Origin of the sequence: Micromonospora sp. DT15 (genome assembly GCF_049841475.1) — a bacterium.
Lineage (GTDB): Bacteria > Actinomycetota > Actinomycetes > Mycobacteriales > Micromonosporaceae > Micromonospora.
Map to the genome: position 1 here is coordinate 110,140 of NZ_JBNCKJ010000009.1, position 19,247 is coordinate 129,386.

Annotated in this window: 14 protein-coding genes, 1 tRNA gene and 1 pseudogene; 10 read left to right on the plus strand and 6 right to left on the minus strand. The window is 70.2% G+C overall.

Features of this window, described 5'->3' with window-relative positions:
* Window positions 1–4 precede the first annotated feature (4 nt).
* Window positions 5–415, plus strand: a complete 411-nt coding sequence (locus ACLQ3F_RS20665) for a VOC family protein (RefSeq protein WP_357195648.1) — start codon at window positions 5–7, stop codon at window positions 413–415.
* Between the two features lie 29 nt (window positions 416–444).
* The gene (locus ACLQ3F_RS20670; protein ID WP_425850877.1) at window positions 445–2,826 is read left to right on the plus strand and encodes an ATP-binding cassette domain-containing protein; all 2,382 of its coding nucleotides are present in this window, start codon (window positions 445–447) and stop codon (window positions 2,824–2,826) included.
* Window positions 2,827–2,841: 15 nt separating this feature from the next.
* On the opposite strand, the gene ACLQ3F_RS20675 is transcribed toward ACLQ3F_RS20670, so the two are convergent.
* Complete coding sequence (locus tag ACLQ3F_RS20675; RefSeq protein WP_124855056.1) at window positions 2,842–3,468, minus strand: TetR/AcrR family transcriptional regulator; 627 nt, start codon at window positions 3,466–3,468, stop codon at window positions 2,842–2,844.
* 123 nt (window positions 3,469–3,591) lie between these two features.
* Here ACLQ3F_RS20675 and ACLQ3F_RS20680 point away from each other — a divergent pair, with 123 nt between their 5' ends.
* Window positions 3,592–5,727, plus strand: a complete 2,136-nt coding sequence (locus tag ACLQ3F_RS20680) for an ABC transporter permease (RefSeq protein WP_425850878.1) — start codon at window positions 3,592–3,594, stop codon at window positions 5,725–5,727.
* Between the two features lie 57 nt (window positions 5,728–5,784).
* Here ACLQ3F_RS20680 and ACLQ3F_RS20685 read toward each other — a convergent pair whose 3' ends face one another.
* A complete protein-coding gene (locus tag ACLQ3F_RS20685) occupies window positions 5,785–6,210 on the minus strand; it encodes a VOC family protein (protein WP_425850880.1) in 426 nt (141 codons plus the stop codon).
* 177 nt (window positions 6,211–6,387) lie between these two features.
* On the opposite strand from ACLQ3F_RS20685, the gene ACLQ3F_RS20690 reads away from it, so the two are divergent.
* Window positions 6,388–6,603: a hypothetical protein gene (locus ACLQ3F_RS20690; protein ID WP_425850882.1), complete on the plus strand. Its 216-nt coding sequence runs from the start codon at window positions 6,388–6,390 to the stop codon at window positions 6,601–6,603.
* Window positions 6,600–6,947 (plus strand): annotated as a pseudogene (locus ACLQ3F_RS20695) (helix-turn-helix transcriptional regulator); the annotation flags it as partial. The gene ACLQ3F_RS20690 and the pseudogene ACLQ3F_RS20695, both read left to right, overlap by 4 nt.
* 419 nt (window positions 6,948–7,366) lie before the next feature.
* On the opposite strand, the gene ACLQ3F_RS20700 reads toward ACLQ3F_RS20695, so the two are convergent.
* From ACLQ3F_RS20700 to ACLQ3F_RS20715, 4 genes are all read right to left on the minus strand, one after another.
* Window positions 7,367–7,441: transfer RNA gene (locus ACLQ3F_RS20700), tRNA-Arg, on the minus strand.
* Window positions 7,442–7,533: 92 nt separating this feature from the next.
* A complete protein-coding gene (locus ACLQ3F_RS20705; protein WP_425850883.1) occupies window positions 7,534–8,229 on the minus strand; it encodes a winged helix-turn-helix domain-containing protein in 696 nt (231 codons plus the stop codon).
* Between the two features lie 316 nt (window positions 8,230–8,545).
* Window positions 8,546–9,214, minus strand: coding sequence for a DUF305 domain-containing protein (locus ACLQ3F_RS20710; RefSeq protein WP_425850884.1), 669 nt, complete (start codon window positions 9,212–9,214; stop codon window positions 8,546–8,548).
* Window positions 9,215–9,222: 8 nt separating this feature from the next.
* Window positions 9,223–10,032, minus strand: coding sequence for a DUF3105 domain-containing protein (locus ACLQ3F_RS20715; RefSeq protein ID WP_425850886.1), 810 nt, complete (start codon window positions 10,030–10,032; stop codon window positions 9,223–9,225).
* A gap of 97 nt (window positions 10,033–10,129) precedes the next feature.
* On the opposite strand from ACLQ3F_RS20715, the gene argS reads away from it, so the two are divergent.
* The 5 genes from argS to ACLQ3F_RS20740 all read left to right on the plus strand — a co-directional run bounded on the left by argS (window position 10,130) and on the right by ACLQ3F_RS20740 (window position 19,115).
* Window positions 10,130–11,797: an arginine--tRNA ligase gene (argS, locus tag ACLQ3F_RS20720; RefSeq protein WP_425850888.1), complete on the plus strand. Its 1,668-nt coding sequence runs from the start codon at window positions 10,130–10,132 to the stop codon at window positions 11,795–11,797.
* A gap of 1 nt (window position 11,798) precedes the next feature.
* On the plus strand, window positions 11,799–13,184 hold the full coding sequence (gene lysA / locus ACLQ3F_RS20725; protein ID WP_425850889.1) for a diaminopimelate decarboxylase: 1,386 nt from the start codon (window positions 11,799–11,801) through the stop codon (window positions 13,182–13,184).
* 8 nt (window positions 13,185–13,192) lie between these two features.
* Complete coding sequence (locus ACLQ3F_RS20730; protein ID WP_357195705.1) at window positions 13,193–14,503, plus strand: homoserine dehydrogenase; 1,311 nt, start codon at window positions 13,193–13,195, stop codon at window positions 14,501–14,503.
* A 139-nt stretch (window positions 14,504–14,642) separates the two neighbouring features.
* Complete coding sequence (gene thrC, locus ACLQ3F_RS20735; RefSeq protein ID WP_355008081.1) at window positions 14,643–15,692, plus strand: threonine synthase; 1,050 nt, start codon at window positions 14,643–14,645, stop codon at window positions 15,690–15,692.
* A gap of 141 nt (window positions 15,693–15,833) precedes the next feature.
* Entirely contained in the window at window positions 15,834–19,115 is a 3,282-nt protein-coding gene (locus tag ACLQ3F_RS20740; RefSeq protein WP_425850891.1) for an efflux RND transporter permease subunit, read from the plus strand.
* The last annotated feature ends 132 nt before the right edge of the window (window positions 19,116–19,247 follow it).

A 19,247-nucleotide genomic window follows, 5' to 3' on the forward strand; every position in this document is an offset into this window, starting at 1 on the left:
CAGCATGGACATCACCATTCACTCGAGCTTCCTGCCGCACACCGACCCGGAGGCCTCGCTGGCCTTCTACCGCGACATCCTCGGCTTCGAGGTCCGCCTCGACGTCGGGTACGAGGGGATGCGGTGGATCACGGTCGGGCCGGTCGGCCAACCCAGCACCGCCATCGTCCTGCACCCGCCGGCCGCCAACCCCGGCATCACCGACGACGAGCGGCAGACCATCCTTGAGCTGATGGCCAAGGGCAGCTACTTCGGTGTCAACCTGGCCACCACCGACCTCGACGCCACCTTCGCCAAGTTGGAGGCCAGCGACGCCGAGGTCGTCCAGGAGCCGACCGAGCAGCCGTACGGCGTGCGCGACTGTGCCTTCCGGGACCCGGCGGGCAACATGATCCGCATCCAGGAAGTGCGCTGATTCCTGCGCGCCCGACAGATGGAGACACGATGAGCACGGCCACCCAGCCGTCCGCGCCGCACGTTGCCGACAGCCACGACCTGATCCGGGTGCAGGGCGCGCGGGTGAACAACCTCAAGGACGTCAGCGTCGAGATCCCGAAGCGGCGGCTGACGGTGTTCACCGGTGTCTCCGGCTCCGGCAAGAGCTCGCTGGTGTTCGGCACCATCGCGGCCGAGTCGCAGCGGATGATCAACGAGACCTACAGCGCCTTCGTGCAGGGCTTCATGCCGACGTTGGCGCGGCCCGAGGTCGACCTGCTGGATGGCCTGACCACGGCGATCATCGTGGACCAGGAGCGGTTGGGTGCCAACTCCCGCTCCACCGTCGGCACCGCCACCGACGCCAACGCGATGCTGCGCATCCTGTTCAGCCGGCTCGGGCAGCCGCACATCGGCTCGCCCAACGCGTACTCCTTCAATGTTCCCTCGGTGAAGGCGACCGGGGCGATCACCGTCGATCGCGGCGCCGGCAAGACGAAGACCGAGAAGGCGACCTTCAACCGTCTCGGCGGCATGTGCCCACGGTGCGAGGGCATGGGTGCGGTGACCGACATCGACCTGTCGGCGCTCTACGACGACAACCTCTCGCTCAACGAGGGCGCGATCACCATCCCGGGTTACAGCATGGAGGGCTGGTACGGCCGGATCTTCCGGGGCTGCGGCTACTTCGACCCGGACAAGCCGATCGCCAAGTTCACCAAGCGGGAGCTGCACGACCTGCTCCACCGGGAGCCAACCAAGATCAAAATCGACGGCATCAACCTGACGTACGCGGGCCTCATCCCGTCGATCCAGAAGTCCTTCCTCGCCAAGGACATCGACGCCCTGCAGCCGCACATCCGCGCGTTCGTGGAGCGCGCGGTGACGTTCACGACCTGCCCCGAGTGTGCCGGCACCCGGCTCAGCAAGGAGGCCCGGTCGTCGAAGATCAAGGGCAGGAACATCGCCGACGCGTGCGCGATGCAGATCAGCGACCTGGCCGACTGGGTCCGCGGGATCGACGAGCCGTCGGTGGCCCCGTTGCTGGCCGGCCTGCAACACCTCCTCGACTCGTTCGAGGAGATCGGGCTGGGCTACCTGTCCCTCGATCGACCGTCGGGCACCCTCTCCGGCGGCGAGGCCCAGCGCACCAAGATGATCCGCCATCTCGGCTCCTCGCTCACCGACGTCACCTACGTCTTCGACGAGCCGACGATCGGGCTGCACCCGCACGACATCCAACGGATGAACGAGCTGCTGCTCCAGCTGCGCGACAAGGGCAACACAGTGCTGGTCGTGGAGCACAAGCCGGAGGCCATCGCCATCGCCGACCACGTCGTCGACCTCGGGCCCGGCGCAGGCACGGAGGGCGGGACCGTCTGCTACGAGGGCACGGTGGAAGGTCTGCGGACCAGCGGCACCATCACCGGCCGGCACCTCGACGACCGGGCGGCCCTCAAGGAGACGGTGCGGACGCCCACCGGCAAGCTGGAGATCCGCGGCGCCACTGCCAACAACCTCCAGGACGTGGACGTCGACTTACCCCTCGGGGTGCTCGTCGTCGTGACCGGCGTCGCCGGCTCCGGCAAGAGTTCGCTGGTGCACTCCTCGATCCCGGCCGGCGCGGGCGTGGTCTCGATCGACCAGGGCGCGATTCGCGGCTCACGGCGCAGCAACCCGGCCACCTACACCGGGTTGCTCGACCCGATCCGCAAGGCGTTCGCGAAGGCCAACGGGGTGAAGCCGGCGCTGTTCAGCGCCAACTCCGAGGGCGCCTGCCCGAGCTGCAACGGTGCCGGCGTCATCTACACCGACCTGGGGATGATGGCGGGCGTCGCCGCACCCTGCGAGGACTGCGAGGGCAAGCGGTTCCAGGCGTCGGTGCTGGAATACCGCTTCGGCGGCCGGGACATCAGCGAGGTGCTCGCGATGTCGGTGACGGAGGCCGAGAAGTTCTTCGGCGCCGGCGAGGCGCGTACGCCGGCAGCGCACGCCATCCTCGAGCGGCTCGCCGACGTCGGGCTCGGCTACCTGAGCCTGGGGCAGCCGCTCACGACTCTCTCCGGCGGTGAGCGGCAACGGCTCAAACTGGCCACCCACATGGCTGAGAAGGGCGGCGTCTACGTCCTCGACGAGCCGACCACCGGCCTGCACCTGGCCGACGTCGAGCAACTGCTCGGCCTGCTCGACCGCCTGGTCGACGCCGGCAAGTCGGTGATCGTCATCGAGCACCACCAGGCGGTCATGGCGCACGCCGACTGGATCATCGATATCGGCCCCGGCGCCGGCCACGACGGCGGCCGGATCGTCTTCGAGGGCACACCGACGGACCTCGTCGCCGGCCGCTCCACCCTCACCGGCGAGCACCTGGCGGCGTACGTCGGCAGGTGAGCCAGTGGACGGCGATCAGCGCTCCGCTCGGCGTGGCCGGCTGATGGGGGCGCTGAGCATTCCGGTGATGGCGTCGACGAGGAAGTCGCCGACCTCGGGCCATCGGGGGTCTTCTCCGTTGCGTTCGGCGAGTGCCTCGACCTCGGCTGTCGCGGTGCTGACGATGCGGGTGATCAGGCGCGCCCGACCGGCGACCACGTCCGGGTCGAGGTGCCGTAGTCGCGCGGCCAGTGAGGCCCGCAGCTGTAGTGCCTGTGGCGTGGTGTCCTGGGCTTCCCGCATGAACGGCTCAGTGGCGGGGTTGTGCAGCACGTGATCGAGGAACCGGGCCCGCCAGCTCGGGCGTGGTAGCTGGTCGAGGACGCGCATGCTCGGTGCCACGAGACCGCGTATGTCGCCGAGGACGGAGTCCTCGGTTGGGGGCATGCCGGCGCGCACTTGCGCCACGTCGTGCACGTGGCGGGCCATCAGTGCCTTGAGCAGGCCCTCGCGCCCGCCGAAGTAGTAGCGCACTGCTGAATGGTTGGTGTTGCCGGCCGCTTCAGCCACCCTGCGGTCGGAGACCTCGGCGACTCCGGACTCGGCGAACAGCCGCTCCGCCGCGTCGAGCAGCGCGGTGCGGGCCGCCTCGGACCGCCTCATGACCGGCCCCCTCGTGTCCTCGCCCGGATGTGACTCAGGTCAACCTAGCCGGATTCCCGCTCCCGGCATCCGCCGCCTACAGTTTGTAAGTCACTTGGCGTACAAATATGAGCTGGAGCGTGCATGGATACCGAAGCCGTGATCGAGGCTGCCGACGTGGTGGACGGCCGCCCGCCCGGCGCGGACCGCAAGGAACAGATCATCCGAATGGTCGCCCTGTTCGTGATGCCGTTCCTCATGGTCACGATGATGTTCGCGACCTACATGTCGACCATGCACTCCCCGCACCCCCGGGACATGCCGGTAGCGGTCGTCGGCAGCGGCGCCACGGCGCAGGCCCTCGTCGACGGGCTCAACTCGGGCGACAGCACCGAGGCCACGCTGGTGACCACCCGCGACGACGCCGTCGACCTGATGCACGACCAGGAAGCCGCCGGCGCGCTCGTCCTGCCCACCGACGGCAGCGCCAACGCGACGATTCTCACCGCCTCGGCGGCCGGAGCCTCGCAGAACGCCACCGTTCAGCAGTTGCTCGCGCCCGTGGTCTTCCAGAACAGCTTGCAGGCCACCACCGAGGACGTCGCACCGCTACCCGCGGGTGACTCGGCCGGCATCGCGGTCCTGTTCGCGGCGATGGGCATGATGCTGGCCGGTTACGTGCCACTGAGCATCATGGTGATGGGCGTCCCCCACCTGCTGCGGCTGCGACGGTTCCTGCCCGTGCTGGCCGGCTGGTCCGCGCTCACGAGCTCGATCATCTGGCTCATCCTCGGGCCCGTCGTGGGTGCCGTCGACGGCCACTACCCCACCTTCCTCGGCGTCGGCATGCTCGCCACCGCAGCCGTCGGCCTGGCCCAGCTGCTGCTCTCCAAGCTGATCGGGCCCCTCGCGGTGCTGCCCGGCATGCTGCTCTGGGTCGTGTTCGGCATGCCCGCGTCGAACCTGGCCCTGTCCGTGCACAACATGCCCGGGTTCTTCCAGTTCCTCCATGGCGTGCTGCCGCTCCCGGCGGCCGGTGAGGCGCTGCGCTCGGTCCTGTACTTCGACGGCAACGGTCTGGGCACCCACCTGATCGTCCTGGCTGTGTGGATCGTGGCCGCCCTCGCGCTCTGCCTGCTCAAGGAGCGCAGCGCGAGCGGGAACATGATCCCCGGCGTCCCGCCGATCACCGACCCCGACGCGAAGGCCCCCGCTCTGGCCGGCGGGCCGCCGCGCTCCAAGCGATTCCGGTACGTGGCCGCAGCGGGCTTCCCGCTGGCCATCCTCGTGGTCGTCGTGGGTGCCATGGGGTTCTCCATGCACAAACCGCAACCGCACGACATCCCGGTCGTCGTGGTCGCCGCTGCCCCTGGGCAGGCTCAGCAGACCGCTGCCGGTCTCAACGCGCAGCTCGACGGCATCCTCGACGTCACCGTCGCCGACACGGTTGCCGAAGCCACCGAGCAGATCCAGTCCCGCGACGTGGTGGCCGCCTTCGTCCTGCCGTCGGCACCGGACACTCCGGCGACGCTGTACTCGGCGTCCGCCGCCAACGCCAGCCAACAGTCCGCGATCCGCGCGATCTTCCAGCCGATCACCGCGGCCCAGGGCCTCCCGCTGACGCTCACCGACGTGCAACCCCTGAGCGAGACCGACACCGGCGGCAGCAACAGCATGTACGTCGGCATGTCCTGGATCATGGCCGGGTTCCTGTTCCTGGCCGTCCTGCGCGGCGGTGCCCCGCACGTGCGCCGCCTGCGCCAGTTCCTGCCGCTGCTGGGCGGCTGGGCGATCGGCATGTCCGTCTGGCTGTGGTTCCTCTTCGACGTCCTCATCGGCGCGATCAGCGGCAACGCCCTGGAGACGATCGCCTACGGCGCTCTGACCATCTTCTCGGTCTCCCTGGCCACCGGAGTGCTCACCCGTACCGTCGGCCTGGCGGGCATCATCCCGATGATGGTGGTGCTGATGATGGCCGGCGTACCCGCCTCCGGCGGTGGCATGTCGGTGTACCTGGTCCCCGAGGTGTTCCGCCCCCTCCAGGACGTGCTGCCGTTGCCCGCGGCGGTCGACATCGCCCGATCGCTGCGGTACTTCGACGGCGTCGGCGTCGGGCAGAATCTGCTGGTCATCGCTATCTGGGGCGCTGCCGGACTCGTCGGAAACCTCGTGATCGACCAGTGGCTCAAACGCCGCGAGCGCCGCTCGGACTCCGGCGGCCCGGACGCGGGTACGACACCCGGGACGCACCTGAGGTTGGTGCCGGCCGAGGCGCGCTGAGCGGCACCGCAGCCCACCGCCGATCCCTCGTGATCGGCGGTGGGCTGCTCCTTCTGGTCAGGCAGGCTTGTACCCGACGGCGACGTCGAGCACCCAGGTGACGCCGAACGGGTCGGTGAGCATGCCGTAGAGGGGAGCCCAGCCGGCGGGCGCCAGGTCGACCAGGACGGTCGAGCCCTCGCTCAGCCTCTTCCAGTAGCCGGTGATCTCGTCTGCGTCGCTGCCCCGGACCGAGACGAAGAACGGGCTCTCGCCCTGGCTCCACGGCCGCGCCGACGGCACGTCGTACGCCATGATCTGGAAGCCCTCGGCGGACGTGACCTGACCCCACATGACCTGGTCGGCCTCGTCCGGGCTCTGCACGTTGTGGGCGTCGGCGTAGGTCACCGCGGCGAGGTCCCCGCCGAAGACGGACCGGTAGAAATCGAGGGCGGCCCGCGCGTTGCCCCGAAGGTTGATGTGCGCGACGGTGTTGATGCTCATTGCCGCTCCTCGTGTGACGACCCGTGGCTGGTGCACCGGGTGCAACGCCGACGATGGCAGGGGTAGCGGTCAGGCTGTGTCCGCTACCTGGGGCAGACTCGGATGCATGGCCACGACCTCCGCGAGGCTGCTGTCGCTGCTCTTGCTCCTCCAGGCCCGAACACCATGCGGCAGGTCATGCCCAGCCGACTGCGGCACCGCATCGACGCTCTCCAGGTCACCGCCGTCGGACAACCCACCACCGGGCCGGACTCCCCGGTCGACCGCGCCGTGCTGACAGCCATCGGCGCGGCCGTCAACGCCCGCGAGGTTCTGCGCTTCGACTACGCCTCGACGAGCGCCGCCACCGACGCGACGCCTCGCCGCGTGGAGCCCCACCACCTCGTCACCTGAAAGGGCGCTGGTATCTCGTCGCCTGGGACCTCGACCGGGACGACTGGCGAACCTTCCGCTGTGACCGGGTCAGCCCGCGTACCCCGACCGGACCACGCTTCACCCCACGACAACTACCCATGGGAGACGTGGCCACGTACGTCACGGGCCGCTTCCGAGGTTCCACCGACAGCTCAGCGTGGCCCTGCGTTGGTGAGGTCATCATCGACCTTCCCGCCGCCGTCGTCGCCGCGTACAGCCGCGACGGGCTTGTCGAAGAACTCGGCCCCGACCGCTGCAGGCTCGCACAGGGCTCCTGGTCCTGGGTCGGCCTCGCAGCCGCGCTCGGCAGGTTCGACGCGGACATCGAGGTGATCGGTCCGGTCGAGCTCAAGGCCGCCTTCGCGGGACTCGCCCGCCGCTACGCCGACGCGGCCCGTCCCAAGCAGACCCCACGCGTACATGGCGACGGCGCCCGCACCGGCGAGAAGCGCCGCCGCCCGCTACCAACCCAGCCGGGAGCGTTCGCCTTTCCTGAGCATCGCGCCGAGCCCACGTACGGTGAGGATCGCCGCGGTGGCGGCTCCGCCCAGCGCGGCGAGGAGCAGCCCGAGAAACAGCATGACGACATCAGGGATCTTGCGGGTTCGCGTGCCCTCGTCGGGGCGGCGGGGCTCACGTCCACCCGGGTGGCCCGCTGCGGGCTTCGGCGAGTGGAAACGCAAAACCGGGCGCGTGGAGGCTGTATCCCCCTGCGCCCGGCAGTGTCGTGTGAAACTTTTCCTGGTGCCCCCGGCAGGATTCGAACCTGCGCCCCCGCCTCCGGAGGGCGGTGCTCTATCCCCTGAGCTACGGGGGCTCAGCGACTGGAGAAGACTAGCAAACCTCCTCTGCGTACGCCGAATCGGTATCGGGTGAGCCGATCGTGTCGGCAACCGGCTCACCCGGTGCTCAGGCCGCAGCTACCGCCCGCCCGCAACTGGGTAGCGGGTGCAGGACTATTCGCCGGGGGAGCCGGCGCGGCCACTCGTTGCGTGGCCAGGAGCCGTCCACGATCAGGTGGACGGTGCGCTCCTCCTCGCCACTGAGCCGCAGCACGAAGTCGCGGGGGAGCGGCGGGTCCACCGTCGGCGTAGTGATCATGAAGCGCACCCGACCGCGGGACGAGACAGCGGAGATCACGTCGGCGGCCGGCATCGTGCCGCGCAGCCGGACCCGGCCGATCCAGTAGACCTCCGCGAGGTGCTCCTGGGCGGCCCGGGTGATCCCCGGGTACTCGCTGCGGACCCAGCGCTCCACGGCGCTGACGCAGAGCCCGCAGGCACGCTCCCGCGGTTCCCGCGGACCCAACCCCCAGGCCCGCAGGTACGCCCCGACCGCGCCGGTGTCCAGCGGCAGCTCGAAGCGCCGCTGGATGAGCGTGGTCAGGCTCTGCCGTGTCCACAACTCCTCGTCCAGGCCGAACTCGTCGGGATGGACGCCCCGCAGCATGTCGATCAACTCGAGTTCCTGTTCGCGGCTGAGCATTCCCGGCTCGCCCTGCCGCTGTCCGCGACGGACGGCTGCCACCGCCCCGTCACCACCGATGGTGTGGCGTCGGCACCAACTGGTGACCGAACGCCGTGCGTCTCTGAGTGCAACCCCCACGTCTTGGGCAACGAGCCCGAATCGCAACTGGTCACGATATGTGGGGAGAAAACTCTCTAAGCAACGTAATCGCCTGTGCCACGCAAAACGCCCAGAAGGTACGAGAGGGGTGTTCAGGTCATACGCGGCGGGTCTGGCCTCCTTGATCGACTCGCGTTCGTGGAACTCGGGGCGTCTCGGTCGCATGGACGGCGCGGTTTCCTGCAACCCGAGTCGATCAAGGCCGGGCGGGGTCGGTGTGGGCGGGACACATGATGCGGCCCGCGTCACCGCCACGGATCGGCGGGGACGCGGGCCGTTGCGCCCGTCCGGTCGGTCAGCCCTTGGCCTGCGCCTGGAGCTGCCGGAGGTTGTTCAGCTCGCTCTGCTGGGTGTTCTTCATGGTCTGGGCCACCCGCACGACCTCGGCGTTGTCGGTCTCGTCGAGCGCCGCGTCGATCATGTGGATGCCGCCCAGGTGGTGGTCGTACATCAGGGTCAGGAACTGCCTGTCGACCTCGATGCCCTGAGCGTTGCGCAGGGCGGTCATCTGCTGCGGCGTGGCCATGCCCGGCATCAGACCGTCCTTGACGGTGGCCCCGTCGGACATCCACGACATCGGCGGGTTCGACGCGGTAGGGCTGAGGCCCCACTCGCGCAGCCAGGTCTGCATCGCGCCGATCTCGCCCTGCTGCCCGGTGGCGATGTCGACGGCGATCTGCCGCACCTCGGGGAGGGTCGCCGACCGGTACGCGATCAGGCTCATCTCCACCGCCTGCGCGTGGTGGGTCGTCATGTCCCGGGCGAAGCCCGCCTCGACCGAGGCGTCACCGGGTCGGGTGATCCGTGGGGTGAGCAGACCGCCCGCGTACCCGAGGAGGAGCCCCACCACCAGCATGATGGCGAGCGCCAGCACGCCGTAGCGCGATGCCGGAGCCCGGCCGCCCTCGTCCGGGGCGGCCGGGGTCTCGTCGTACTCGCTGTCGGTGGTTGCCGGAGCGGTCATTGCCGTCCTTACTGGGTGGGCTGCTGCTGGAGCTCACGCGGCGTGGTGCCGGTGGCGGTGATGCCGGTGTTGCAGAGCGCCGTCGGGCCCTCGACGGAGGCGTTCACCCGCAGGTCCTTGATGAACTCGTCGATCCGCGAGTCGTCGGCGTTGTCGACCTTGAGCTGGTAGCCCCAGGCCTGAAGCGAGATCGGCTTGTCCAGGCCCTCGTACGGGCTCATCAGCATCTTCTCGACGCCGCGCACCTTGCCGGCGAGCTTGTCGACCTGGTCCTTGGGCAGGTCCGGGCGGTAGGTGATCCACACCGCGCCGTGCTCCAGGCTGTGCACCGCGTGCTCGCTGGCGATCGGGGCGTCGTACACGTCGCCCATGCAGTTCTGCCAGGCGGCGTTGTGCGCCCCACCCACCGGCGGCGAGTAGTTCCAGGTCAGCGGGCCCGACTTGTGCGACTCGTACTTCAGGCTGTCCGGGTCGGACTTGCGGATGTTGGTGATGCCGTCGATGGCGTTGGCCCGCTTGTCCCACGGCTTGGCGCCCTGGAACGACGCCCAGGCGCCGTAGCCGATGATGCCGGCCGCGAGCACGCCCACCGCGACGAAGAGCGCGATCGGACCCCAGGCGCGGCCCTGGCTCACCTTGACCGGTGTGACCGGCTTGCGCGGGCCCTTTCCACCGGCCCGGGGGGAGCCTGCCGGCTTGCCCGTCGGCTTGCCGGAACTGGCCTTGGCGCCGGACGCCGGCCGGCCTGCGGCCGGCTTCTTGCCGGTGCTGACCACGGTCGGGCGGCGCTCAGGGCCACCTGGGGTGCTGATGCTCATCGTGCCTCGTCAAGTCGGTCGGTCAGGGGAGTGGCGGGCCGGTAGACGCGCAGGGGAGCCGCCGAGTGCCCGAGTCTACCCCCGATAACATGGCAGGGTGACTCCTGCAGAACTAGCCTCGGTCGTCCTTGCCGCCGCCCACGCCGTCTTCGAGCAGCGTGGGCTCGACCGCGGCGCGTTGCCGGCGAGCACTGTGGTGGAGCGACCGCGCAACCCCGAGCACGGCGACTACGCCTCGACGCTCGCGCTGCAGTTGAGCAAGAAGGTGGGCGTCCCGCCCCGGGAGCTGGCGACCGCCCTGGCCGACGAGCTGGGCCGGGCGCCGGGTGTCAAATCGGTCGAAATCGCCGGGCCGGGGTTCCTGAACATCCGGCTCGACGCAGCTGCGGCCGGTCAGCTCGCCCGGGTGATCGTCGAGGCCGGCGCGGAGTACGGCCGCAGCGACCGGCTCGCCGGCGAGAAGATCAACCTGGAGTTCGTCTCGGCCAACCCGACCGGGCCGGTGCACATCGGCGGGGTCCGTTGGGCGGCCGTCGGTGACGCGCTGAGCCGGCTGCTGCGGGCCACCGGCGCCGACGTCGGGACGGAGTACTACTTCAACGACGCCGGTTCGCAGATCGACAGGTTCGCCAGGTCGCTGCTCGCCGCCGCCAAGGGCGAGCCGGCGCCGGAGGACGGCTACGGCGGGGCGTACATCGCCGAGATCGCCGCCGAGGTGCAGGCCCGCCGGCCGGAGGTGTCCTCGCTCGACGACGACGCCGCCCAGGAGGTCTTCCGGGTCGAGGGCGTCGCGTTGATGTTCGACGAGATCCGCTCCTCGCTGCGTGACTTCGGGGTGGAGTTCGACACCTACTTCAACGAGAAGGACCTGCACGATCGGGGTGAGCTCGACCTGGCGCTGAACCGGCTGCGCGCGCAGGGGCACCTCTACGAGTCGGAGGGCGCCACCTGGCTGCGCACCACCGACTTCGGCGACGACAAGGACCGGGTGCTGCGCAAGTCCAACGGCGAGTGGACGTACTTCGCCGCGGACTGCGCCTACTACCTCGACAAGCGCGAGCGCGGCTTCGAGCGGGTCGTGATCATGCTGGGAGCCGACCACCACGGCTACATCGGCCGGATGAAGGCGATGGCCGCCTGCTTCGGTGACGACCCGGAGCGCAACCTGGAGATCCTCATCGGGCAGCTGGTCAACCTGCTGCGCGACGGCGCCCCGATGCGGATGAGCAAGCGGGCCGGCACGGTGATCACCCTGGAGGACCTGGTCGAGGCGATCGGCGTGGACGCCTCCCGGTATGCGTTGGCCCGCTACTCCAGCGACTCCCCGATCGACATCGACATCGAGCTGTGGACCCGGGCGACCCGCGACAACCCGGTCTACTACGTGCAGTACGTGGCGGCCCGAACCGCGGGCGTGGCCCGCAACGCCGCCGAGGTGGGGCTGGTCCCGGGCGACGGGGACGCATTCCGTCCCGAGCTGCTCGACCACGAGAAGGAGAACGAGCTGCTCAAGGCGCTCGCCGAGTTCCCCGCTGTGGTGGCCACGGCCGCGGAGCTGCGGGAGCCGCACCGGGTGGCCCGTTACCTGGAGGAGAGCGTCGCTGCCTCCTACCACCGGTTCTACGACAACTGCCGGGTGCTGCCGCTGGGCGACGAGGAGGTCAGCGACCTGCACCGTGCCCGGCTGTGGCTCAACAACGCCACCCGCACGGTGATCGCCAACGGCCTGCACCTGCTCGGCGTCTCCGCTCCCGAGAGGATGTGAGATGCGGGCTCATGAGGCTGGTGCGCTGCACGCGGACATCAGCAAGCAGGGGCCGGCCTGGCTGCGTACCCCGGAGGACGTCAACGCCCTGATGCCGGCGCTGTGGCCGCGCAGCGTGACGCGCGGCGCGGACGGCGCGGTCGCCGTCGCGGGCCTCAGCGTCCGCGACATCGCGGCCGAGTTCGGCACCCCGGTGTACGTCCTCGACGAGGCCGACCTGCGCTCGCGCTGCCGCGACTTCCGGGCGGCCTTCCCGACCGAGGACATCTTCTACGCGGGCAAGGCGTTCCTCTGCCGGGCGGTGGTCCGGATGATCGCCGAGGAGGGGCTGTTCCTCGACGTCTGCACCGGCGGCGAGCTGGCCACCGCCCTGTCGGCGGGAATGCCGCCGGAGCGGATCGGCTTCCACGGCAACAACAAGTCGGTCGCCGAGCTGGGTCGCGCGCTGGACGCCGGTGTGGGCCGCATCATCGTCGACTCGTTCACCGAGATCGACCGGCTCACCACGCTGGCCCGCGAGCGCGGGGTCCGGCCCCGGGTGCTGGTCCGGGTCACCGTGGGCGTCGAGGCGCACACCCACGAGTTCATCGCCACCGCCCACGAGGACCAGAAGTTCGGCTTCTCCCTCGCTGGCGGTGCCGCGGCGACGGCCGCGTTCAAGATCCTCGATGAGGGCGTGCTGGAGCTGCGCGGCCTGCACTCGCACATCGGCTCGCAGATCTTCGACGCCAGTGGCTTCGAGGTCTCGGCCCGTCGGGTGCTCGCCCTCCAGGCGCAGATCCGCGACGCGCGCGGGGTGGAGCTGCCCGAGCTGGACCTGGGCGGCGGCTTCGGTATCGCGTACACCACCCAGGACGACCCGGCGACACCGCAGGATCTGGCCAAGCGGCTTCGCAAGATCGTCGATTCGGAGTGCGCGGCGGAAAATCTGGCGGTGCCGCACCTGTCGATCGAGCCGGGCCGGGCCATCGTCGGCCCGTCCGTGTTCACCCTCTACGAGGTCGGCACGGTCAAGGACCTCGACGGCCTCCGGACGTACGTCAGCGTCGACGGTGGGATGAGCGACAACATCCGCACCGCCCTCTACGACGCGTCCTACTCGGCGACGCTGGCCTCGCGGGCCTCGACAGCGCAGCCGTTGCTCGCCCGCGTGGTGGGAAAGCACTGTGAGTCCGGGGACATCGTGGTGAAGGATGAATTCCTGCCCGCCGACGTGCAGCCCGGAGATCTTGTCGCAGTGCCCGGCACCGGTGCGTACTGCCGAAGCATGGCCAGCAACTACAACCATGTGCCCCGGCCACCGGTGGTCGCCGTGCGCGACGGCCAGGCGCGTCTGATCGTCCGGCGGGAAACCGAAGACGACCTGCTCGCATTGGATGTTGGATGACGTCACCTGTGCGCTTGGCGCTGCTCGGCTGTGGCACTGTCGGCCAGGAGGTGGTCCGGCTGCTGCACGAGCAGTCGGCCGACCTCACCGCGCGGATCGGCGCCCCGCTGGAGATCGCCGGCATCGCCGTCCGTCGGCTCGGCCGCGACCGGGGTGACCTGCCGGTCGACGAGGACCTGTTCACGACCGACGCGCTCGGCCTGATCAAGCGCGACGACGTGGACGTGGTCATCGAGGTGGTCGGTGGCATCGAACCGGCCCGGAGTTGGCTGGTCGAGGCGTTGCGCGCCGGCAAGAGCGTGGTCACCGCCAACAAGGCGCTGCTGGCCGAGGACGGCGTGGCCCTGCACGAGGCGGCGGCCGAGGGCGGCGGCGATCTCTACTACGAGGCGTCAGTGGCCGGGGCCATCCCGCTGCTGCGCCCGCTACGGGAGTCGCTGCACGGCGATCGGATCAACCGGGTCACCGGCATCGTCAACGGCACCACCAACTTCATTCTCTCCGCGATGGACGCGACCGGCGCCGGCTTCGCCGAGGCCCTTGAAGAGGCCACCGCCCTGGGGTATGCGGAGGCCGACCCGACCGCCGACGTGGAGGGCTTCGACGCGGCGGCGAAGGCGGCGATCCTCGCCTCGCTGGCGTTCCACACCCGGGTCGGCGCCGCCGACGTGCACCGCGAGGGCATCACCGAGGTGACCGCCGCGGACATGGCCAGCGCCCAGGCGATGGGCTGCACGATCAAACTGCTCTGCATCGCGGCCCGGGGTGTCGACTCCACCGGCCAGGAGACGGTCAGCGTCCGGGTGCACCCGGCGATGATCCCGCGTAGCCACCCGTTGGCCAGCGTCGGGGACGCGTTCAACGCGGTCTTCGTGGAGGCGGACGCGGCCGGGCAGTTGATGTTCTACGGTCGGGGCGCCGGTGGCGCGCCCACCGCCAGCGCGGTGCTCGGTGATGTGGTCGCGGTGTCCCGCAACCGGCTCGCCGGGGTGCGCGCGGCCAGCGAGAGCGCGTACGCGGACCTCGCGGTCCGGCCGATGGGTGAGGCGTTGACCCGCTACCACGTGAGCCTCGACGTGGCAGACCGCCCGGGTGTGCTGGCGTCGGTGGCGAGCGTGTTCGCCCGGCACGACGTGTCGATCGCGACTGTGCGGCAGGGCTCGGCGGGCGGGCCAGCGGGCCGCGACGGCGACGCCGAGCTGGTCATCGTCACCCACGTGGCACCGGACGCCGCGCTCGCCGCGACCGTCGGCGAGCTGCGCGGTCTGGACATCGTCCGGTCGGTCACCAGTGTGCTGCGGGTCGAGGGCGGCGCCTGAGTCGTTGCATCATCGACGGGGCGGCGCGCGCGTCCCGCCAGGTGGGTAGGCGGGGGTGTGCCATTGACCACTCCAGCAGGCTGGTCCAAGGTGGCCCTGACAATCGGGTGGGCACGGCGGTAGAGGCGAGGAGAGCGACATGTGGCGGGGTCTGATCGAGGCGTACCGGGATCGGCTGCCGGTCACCGCGGCCACGCCGGTCGTCACGCTGCACGAGGGCAACACCCCGCTGTTGCCGGCGCCGGTGCTGTCCGCCCGGCTCGGTTGCGACGTGCACCTCAAGGTAGAGGGCGCCAACCCGACCGGCTCCTTCAAGGACCGGGGGATGACCCTCGCGGTGTCCAAGGCGGTCGAGGCCGGCAACAAGGCCATCATCTGCGCCTCCACCGGTAACACCAGCGCCTCCGCCGCGGCGTACGCGGCCCGGGCCGGGTTGACCTGCGCCGTGCTGGTGCCGCAGGGCAAGATCGCGTTGGGCAAGTTGGCCCAGGCGCTGGTGCACGGCGCGAAGCTGCTCCAGGTGAACGGCAACTTCGACGACTGCCTCGCGACGGCCGCCAAGCTCGCCCAGGACTACCCGGTCGCGTTGGTCAACTCGGTCAACATCGACCGGCTGCACGGCCAGAAGACCGCAGCCTTCGAGATCGTCGAGGCGCTCGGCGACGCGCCCGACATCCACTGCCTGCCGGTCGGCAACGCCGGCAACATCTCCGCGTACTGGATGGGATACGCGGAGGATCGGGCCGCCGGTGCCACCACCCGCACCCCGAAGATGTACGGCTTCCAGGCGGCCGGCGCGGCCCCGATCGTGACCGGCCAGGTGGTGCCGGAGCCGTCCACCATCGCCACCGCGATCCGGATCGGCAACCCGGCGAGCTGGACCAAGGCACTGGATGCCAGAGACGCCTCCGGTGGCCTGATCGCGTCGGTGACCGACCGGGAGATCCTCTCCGCGTACCGTCTGCTCGCCCGTGAGGTGGGGGTCTTCGTCGAGCTGGGCAGCGCGGCCAGCGTGGCCGGCCTGTTGCAGCAGGCCGCGGCGGGCGCGGTGCCGCCCGGCTCCACAGTGGTCTGCACGGTGACCGGCCACGGGCTGAAGGACCCGGAGTGGGCGATTTCCACAGCGCCGGCACCGGTCACCATCGCGAACGACCCGCTGGCCGCGGCGCGCGCCCTCGACCTGGCCTGAGCGCGTCGCCGTCCGGGTGGTGTTCGACGGCGGGCAGCTGAACGGCGCGACGGCCCGGGGGCGGCGGGGGCCGAGGTATGCGAGTCCGGCACACTTTCGGGTATCCCCGCCCGCATTCTCGTTCAGGAGTGAGCCAGGCCGATGTCGCTGCTCGCCAGATTCAGCCTCGCCAACCGAGGGCTGATTGCCCTCATCGCGGTGGTGACCACGGTGTTCGGAGTGTTCGCCGTGCCGTCGCTGAAGCAGCAACTGCTGCCGTCGCTCGAATTCCCGGCCGCGTTCATCGTGGCTCCCTTCCCCGGCGCCGGCCCCGAGATCGTCGAGTCGCAGGTGACCGAGCCGATCGAGAACGCCCTCCAGGGCATCCCGGGGCTGGACCAGGTCACCTCCACCTCCCGCGAGGGGGCGGCCACCGTCCAGGTGACGTACGAGTTCGGCACCGACCTCGACGACGTCGTCAACAAGATGCAGACCGCGTTGAGCCGGATCGACTCCCAACTGCCGGAGGGCGTCGACCCGCAGGTCATCGCGGGTAGCACCGACGACCTGCCGGCGGTGGTGCTGGCCGCGGCCGGCGCCGCGGACGAGCGGGCGCTGGCCGAGAAGCTGCGCGCGACTGTGGTGCCGGAGCTGGAGGGCATCGACGGGGTACGCACTGTCGAGGTGACCGGCACCCGCGACGACGTCGTGGTGGTCACCCCGGACCCGGCGAAGTTGGCCGCCGCGAAGATCCAGCCGACGGCCATCGGCGCGGCGCTGAAGACCAACGGCGTGGCGGTTCCGGCCGGCGCGGTGACCGACGGAGCGTTGGCCCTCCCGGTGCAGGTCGGCACGCCGATCGCCACCCTGGAGGAGCTGCGCGGCATCGTGGTCGTCCCGGCCGCGGCACCCGTTCGCCTCGGTGACGTGGCGACGGTCGAGCAGCAGCTCGCCCCGGCCACGGCGATCACCCGGACCAACGGCAAGGACAGCCTCGGTATCGCGGTCACCGCGGCACCGGACGGCAACGCCGTGGAGATCTCGCACGAGATCCGGGACCGGCTCGACGACCTGAAGGACGCCTCCGGCGCTGAGCTGACAGTGGTCTTCGACCAGGCGCCGTTCGTCGAGAAGTCGATCGAGTCGCTGACCACGGAGGGCCTGCTGGGCCTGGTGATGGCGGTCATCGTCATCCTGGTGTTCCTGCTGTCGGTGCGCTCGACGGTGGTCACCGCGGTCTCCATCCCGCTCTCCGTGCTGGTGGCGCTGATCGCCCTGTGGATCGGTGACTACTCGCTCAACCTGCTCACCCTCGGCGCGTTGACCATCGCGGTCGGTCGTGTGGTCGACGACTCGATCGTGGTGTTGGAGAACATCAAACGCCACCTTGAGTACGGCGAGGAGAAACGGCACGCCATCATCACCGGCGTTCGGGAGGTCGCCGGTGCGGTGACCGCGTCGACCCTCACCACGGTGGCGGTGTTCGCGCCGATCGCGCTGGTCGGCGGGTTCGTGGGCCAGCTCTTCGCGCCGTTCGCGATCACCGTGACGGTGGCCCTGCTCGCCTCGCTGCTGGTGTCGCTGACAGTGATCCCGGTCCTCGCGTACTGGTTCCTCAAGCCGCGCGGCGGCACCGCTGACGACGAGGCGGTACGGCACGCGGCGGAGGAGAAGGAGCTGCGCAGCCCGTTGCAGCGGGCGTACCTGCCCGTGATCGGGTTCGCCACCGGCAAGCGGTCGACCCGTTGGATCACCGTCGGGCTCGGCCTACTGGTGCTCTTCGGCACCTTCGGTCTGGCGCAGAAGTTGGAGACCAACTTCCTGGACGACTCCGGCCAGGACACCCTCAACATGAGCCAGGAGCTGCCGGCCGGCAGTGGCCTGGCGGCCACCGACGCGGCGGCCAAGCAGGTCGAGTCGGTGCTGTCGAACACCGACGGCGTCGAGACGTACCAGGTGACCGCCGGCGGTGGGGACAACCCGTGGGCGGGCGGCGGCGGCAACAACGTCGCCAGCTGGTCGCTGGCGCTCGACGGTGACACCGACGCGAAGCAGATGCGTGAGGTGCTGCGCAAGGAGTTCGACAAGCTCGGCGCCGGTGTGGGTGAGATCAGCTTCGGTGGCGGGCAGGAGGCATCGACCAGCCAGCTGGAGGTGATCGTCCAGGCCAGCGACCCGGAGGCGCTGACCCGGGCCGCCGAGGAGGCGCGGGCCGCGATGGCCGGCCTGCCGGACGTCGAGGACGTGTCCACCAGCCTGGCCGCGCGGGTGCCGCGGGTCGACGTGGTGGTGGACCGGGTCGCCGCCGGTCGGGTCGGGCTCACCGAGGCCGCCGTGGGGCAGCTCGTGTCGCAGGCGTTCCGGGGAGCGCCGCTGGGTCAGGTCGCGCTCGACGGCCAGCAGCAGAACGTGGTGCTGCGGTTGGGCACGCAGCCGCCGATGACGGTGGAGGAGCTGCGGGCACTGCCGGTTGGTCCGGTCAAGCTGGGCGACATCGCGCAGGTCACCCAGGGTGAGGGCCCGCAGCAGGTCACCCGCATCGACGGTGAGCGCAGCGTGTCGGTGACCGGCGCGGCGACCGGCTCGAACCTGGGCGCGACCAGCAAGGAGTTGCAGAAGCGGCTGGACGGCCTCAACGTGCCGGGTGCGAGCTTCACCATCGGTGGTGTCAGCGCGGACCAGGCGGACGCCTTCGCGGACCTGGGCCTGGCGGTGCTGGCCGCGATCGCCATCGTCTTCCTGATCATGGTGGCCACGTTCCGTAGCCTCACTCAGGCGCTGATCCTGCTGATCTCCATCCCGTTCGCGTCGACCGGTGCCATCGGTCTGCTGTTGGTCACCGGGACGGCGCTCGGTGTGCCGGCGCTGATCGGTGTGCTGATGCTGGTCGGCATCGTGGTGACCAACGCGATCGTGTTGCTCGACCTGATCAACCAGTACCGGGCGCAGGGCATGGGGGTCCGGGAAGCGGTGGTCGAGGGTGGCCGTCGCCGGCTGCGCCCGATCCTGATGACGGCGGTAGCGACGATCTTCGCGCTGCTGCCGATGGCGTTCGGGTTGACCGGTGAGGGCGGCTTCATCTCTCAGCCGCTGGCGGTCGTGGTGATCGGTGGTCTGCTCAGCTCGACGCTGCTCACGCTGATCCTGGTGCCGACGCTCTACACGATGGTGGAGCACACCAAGGAGTCGCTGCGGGCTCGGCGCGCACGACGGCGTTCCGGCGGGTCGGCGGTGACCACGACGACGGAGACCGACGAGGCGCCAGCGCCGAACCAGGTCGCGGTGCCGAGTGGCGCACCCGCCCCGGTCGCGACCGAGGGTGTGCAGCCGGCCGGGCGACCCGCGCCGTCGGCCGCGCTGGTGGAGGGCACGGACCAGTTCGAGGTGCTGCGGTTGCCGCGTAGCCGTACCTCCCCGCTGCCTCCGGCGGAGCCGACCGAGTAGGTCGCAGAGCAGTTTGGAACGCCCCCGGCGGATTGTCGCCGGGGGCGTTCCCGGTTCATTCGACCGAAAACACTCCGACTCGACCACCCCACACATTGTGTAACTTCTTGCATACTCCTCGTAGACGGGTGG

Bases quoted from the DNA above. Each gene is read 5' to 3' on its own strand.
- thrC (WP_355008081.1), top strand. From the start codon at position 14,643: ATGTGGCGGGGTCTGATCGAGGCGTACCGGGATCGGCTGCCGGTCACC.
- ACLQ3F_RS20665 (WP_357195648.1), top strand. From the start codon at position 5: ATGGACATCACCATTCACTCGAGCTTCCTGCCGCACACCGACCCGGAG.
- ACLQ3F_RS20715 (WP_425850886.1), bottom strand. From the start codon at position 10,032: ATGAGCATCAGCACCCCAGGTGGCCCTGAGCGCCGCCCGACCGTGGTC.
- ACLQ3F_RS20675 (WP_124855056.1), bottom strand. From the start codon at position 3,468: ATGAGGCGGTCCGAGGCGGCCCGCACCGCGCTGCTCGACGCGGCGGAG.
- ACLQ3F_RS20710 (WP_425850884.1), bottom strand. From the start codon at position 9,214: ATGACCGCTCCGGCAACCACCGACAGCGAGTACGACGAGACCCCGGCC.
- ACLQ3F_RS20680 (WP_425850878.1), top strand. From the start codon at position 3,592: ATGGATACCGAAGCCGTGATCGAGGCTGCCGACGTGGTGGACGGCCGC.
- ACLQ3F_RS20740 (WP_425850891.1), top strand. From the start codon at position 15,834: ATGTCGCTGCTCGCCAGATTCAGCCTCGCCAACCGAGGGCTGATTGCC.
- ACLQ3F_RS20670 (WP_425850877.1), top strand. From the start codon at position 445: ATGAGCACGGCCACCCAGCCGTCCGCGCCGCACGTTGCCGACAGCCAC.
- ACLQ3F_RS20690 (WP_425850882.1), top strand. From the start codon at position 6,388: ATGCCCAGCCGACTGCGGCACCGCATCGACGCTCTCCAGGTCACCGCC.
- lysA (WP_425850889.1), top strand. From the start codon at position 11,799: ATGCGGGCTCATGAGGCTGGTGCGCTGCACGCGGACATCAGCAAGCAG.
- ACLQ3F_RS20685 (WP_425850880.1), bottom strand. From the start codon at position 6,210: ATGAGCATCAACACCGTCGCGCACATCAACCTTCGGGGCAACGCGCGG.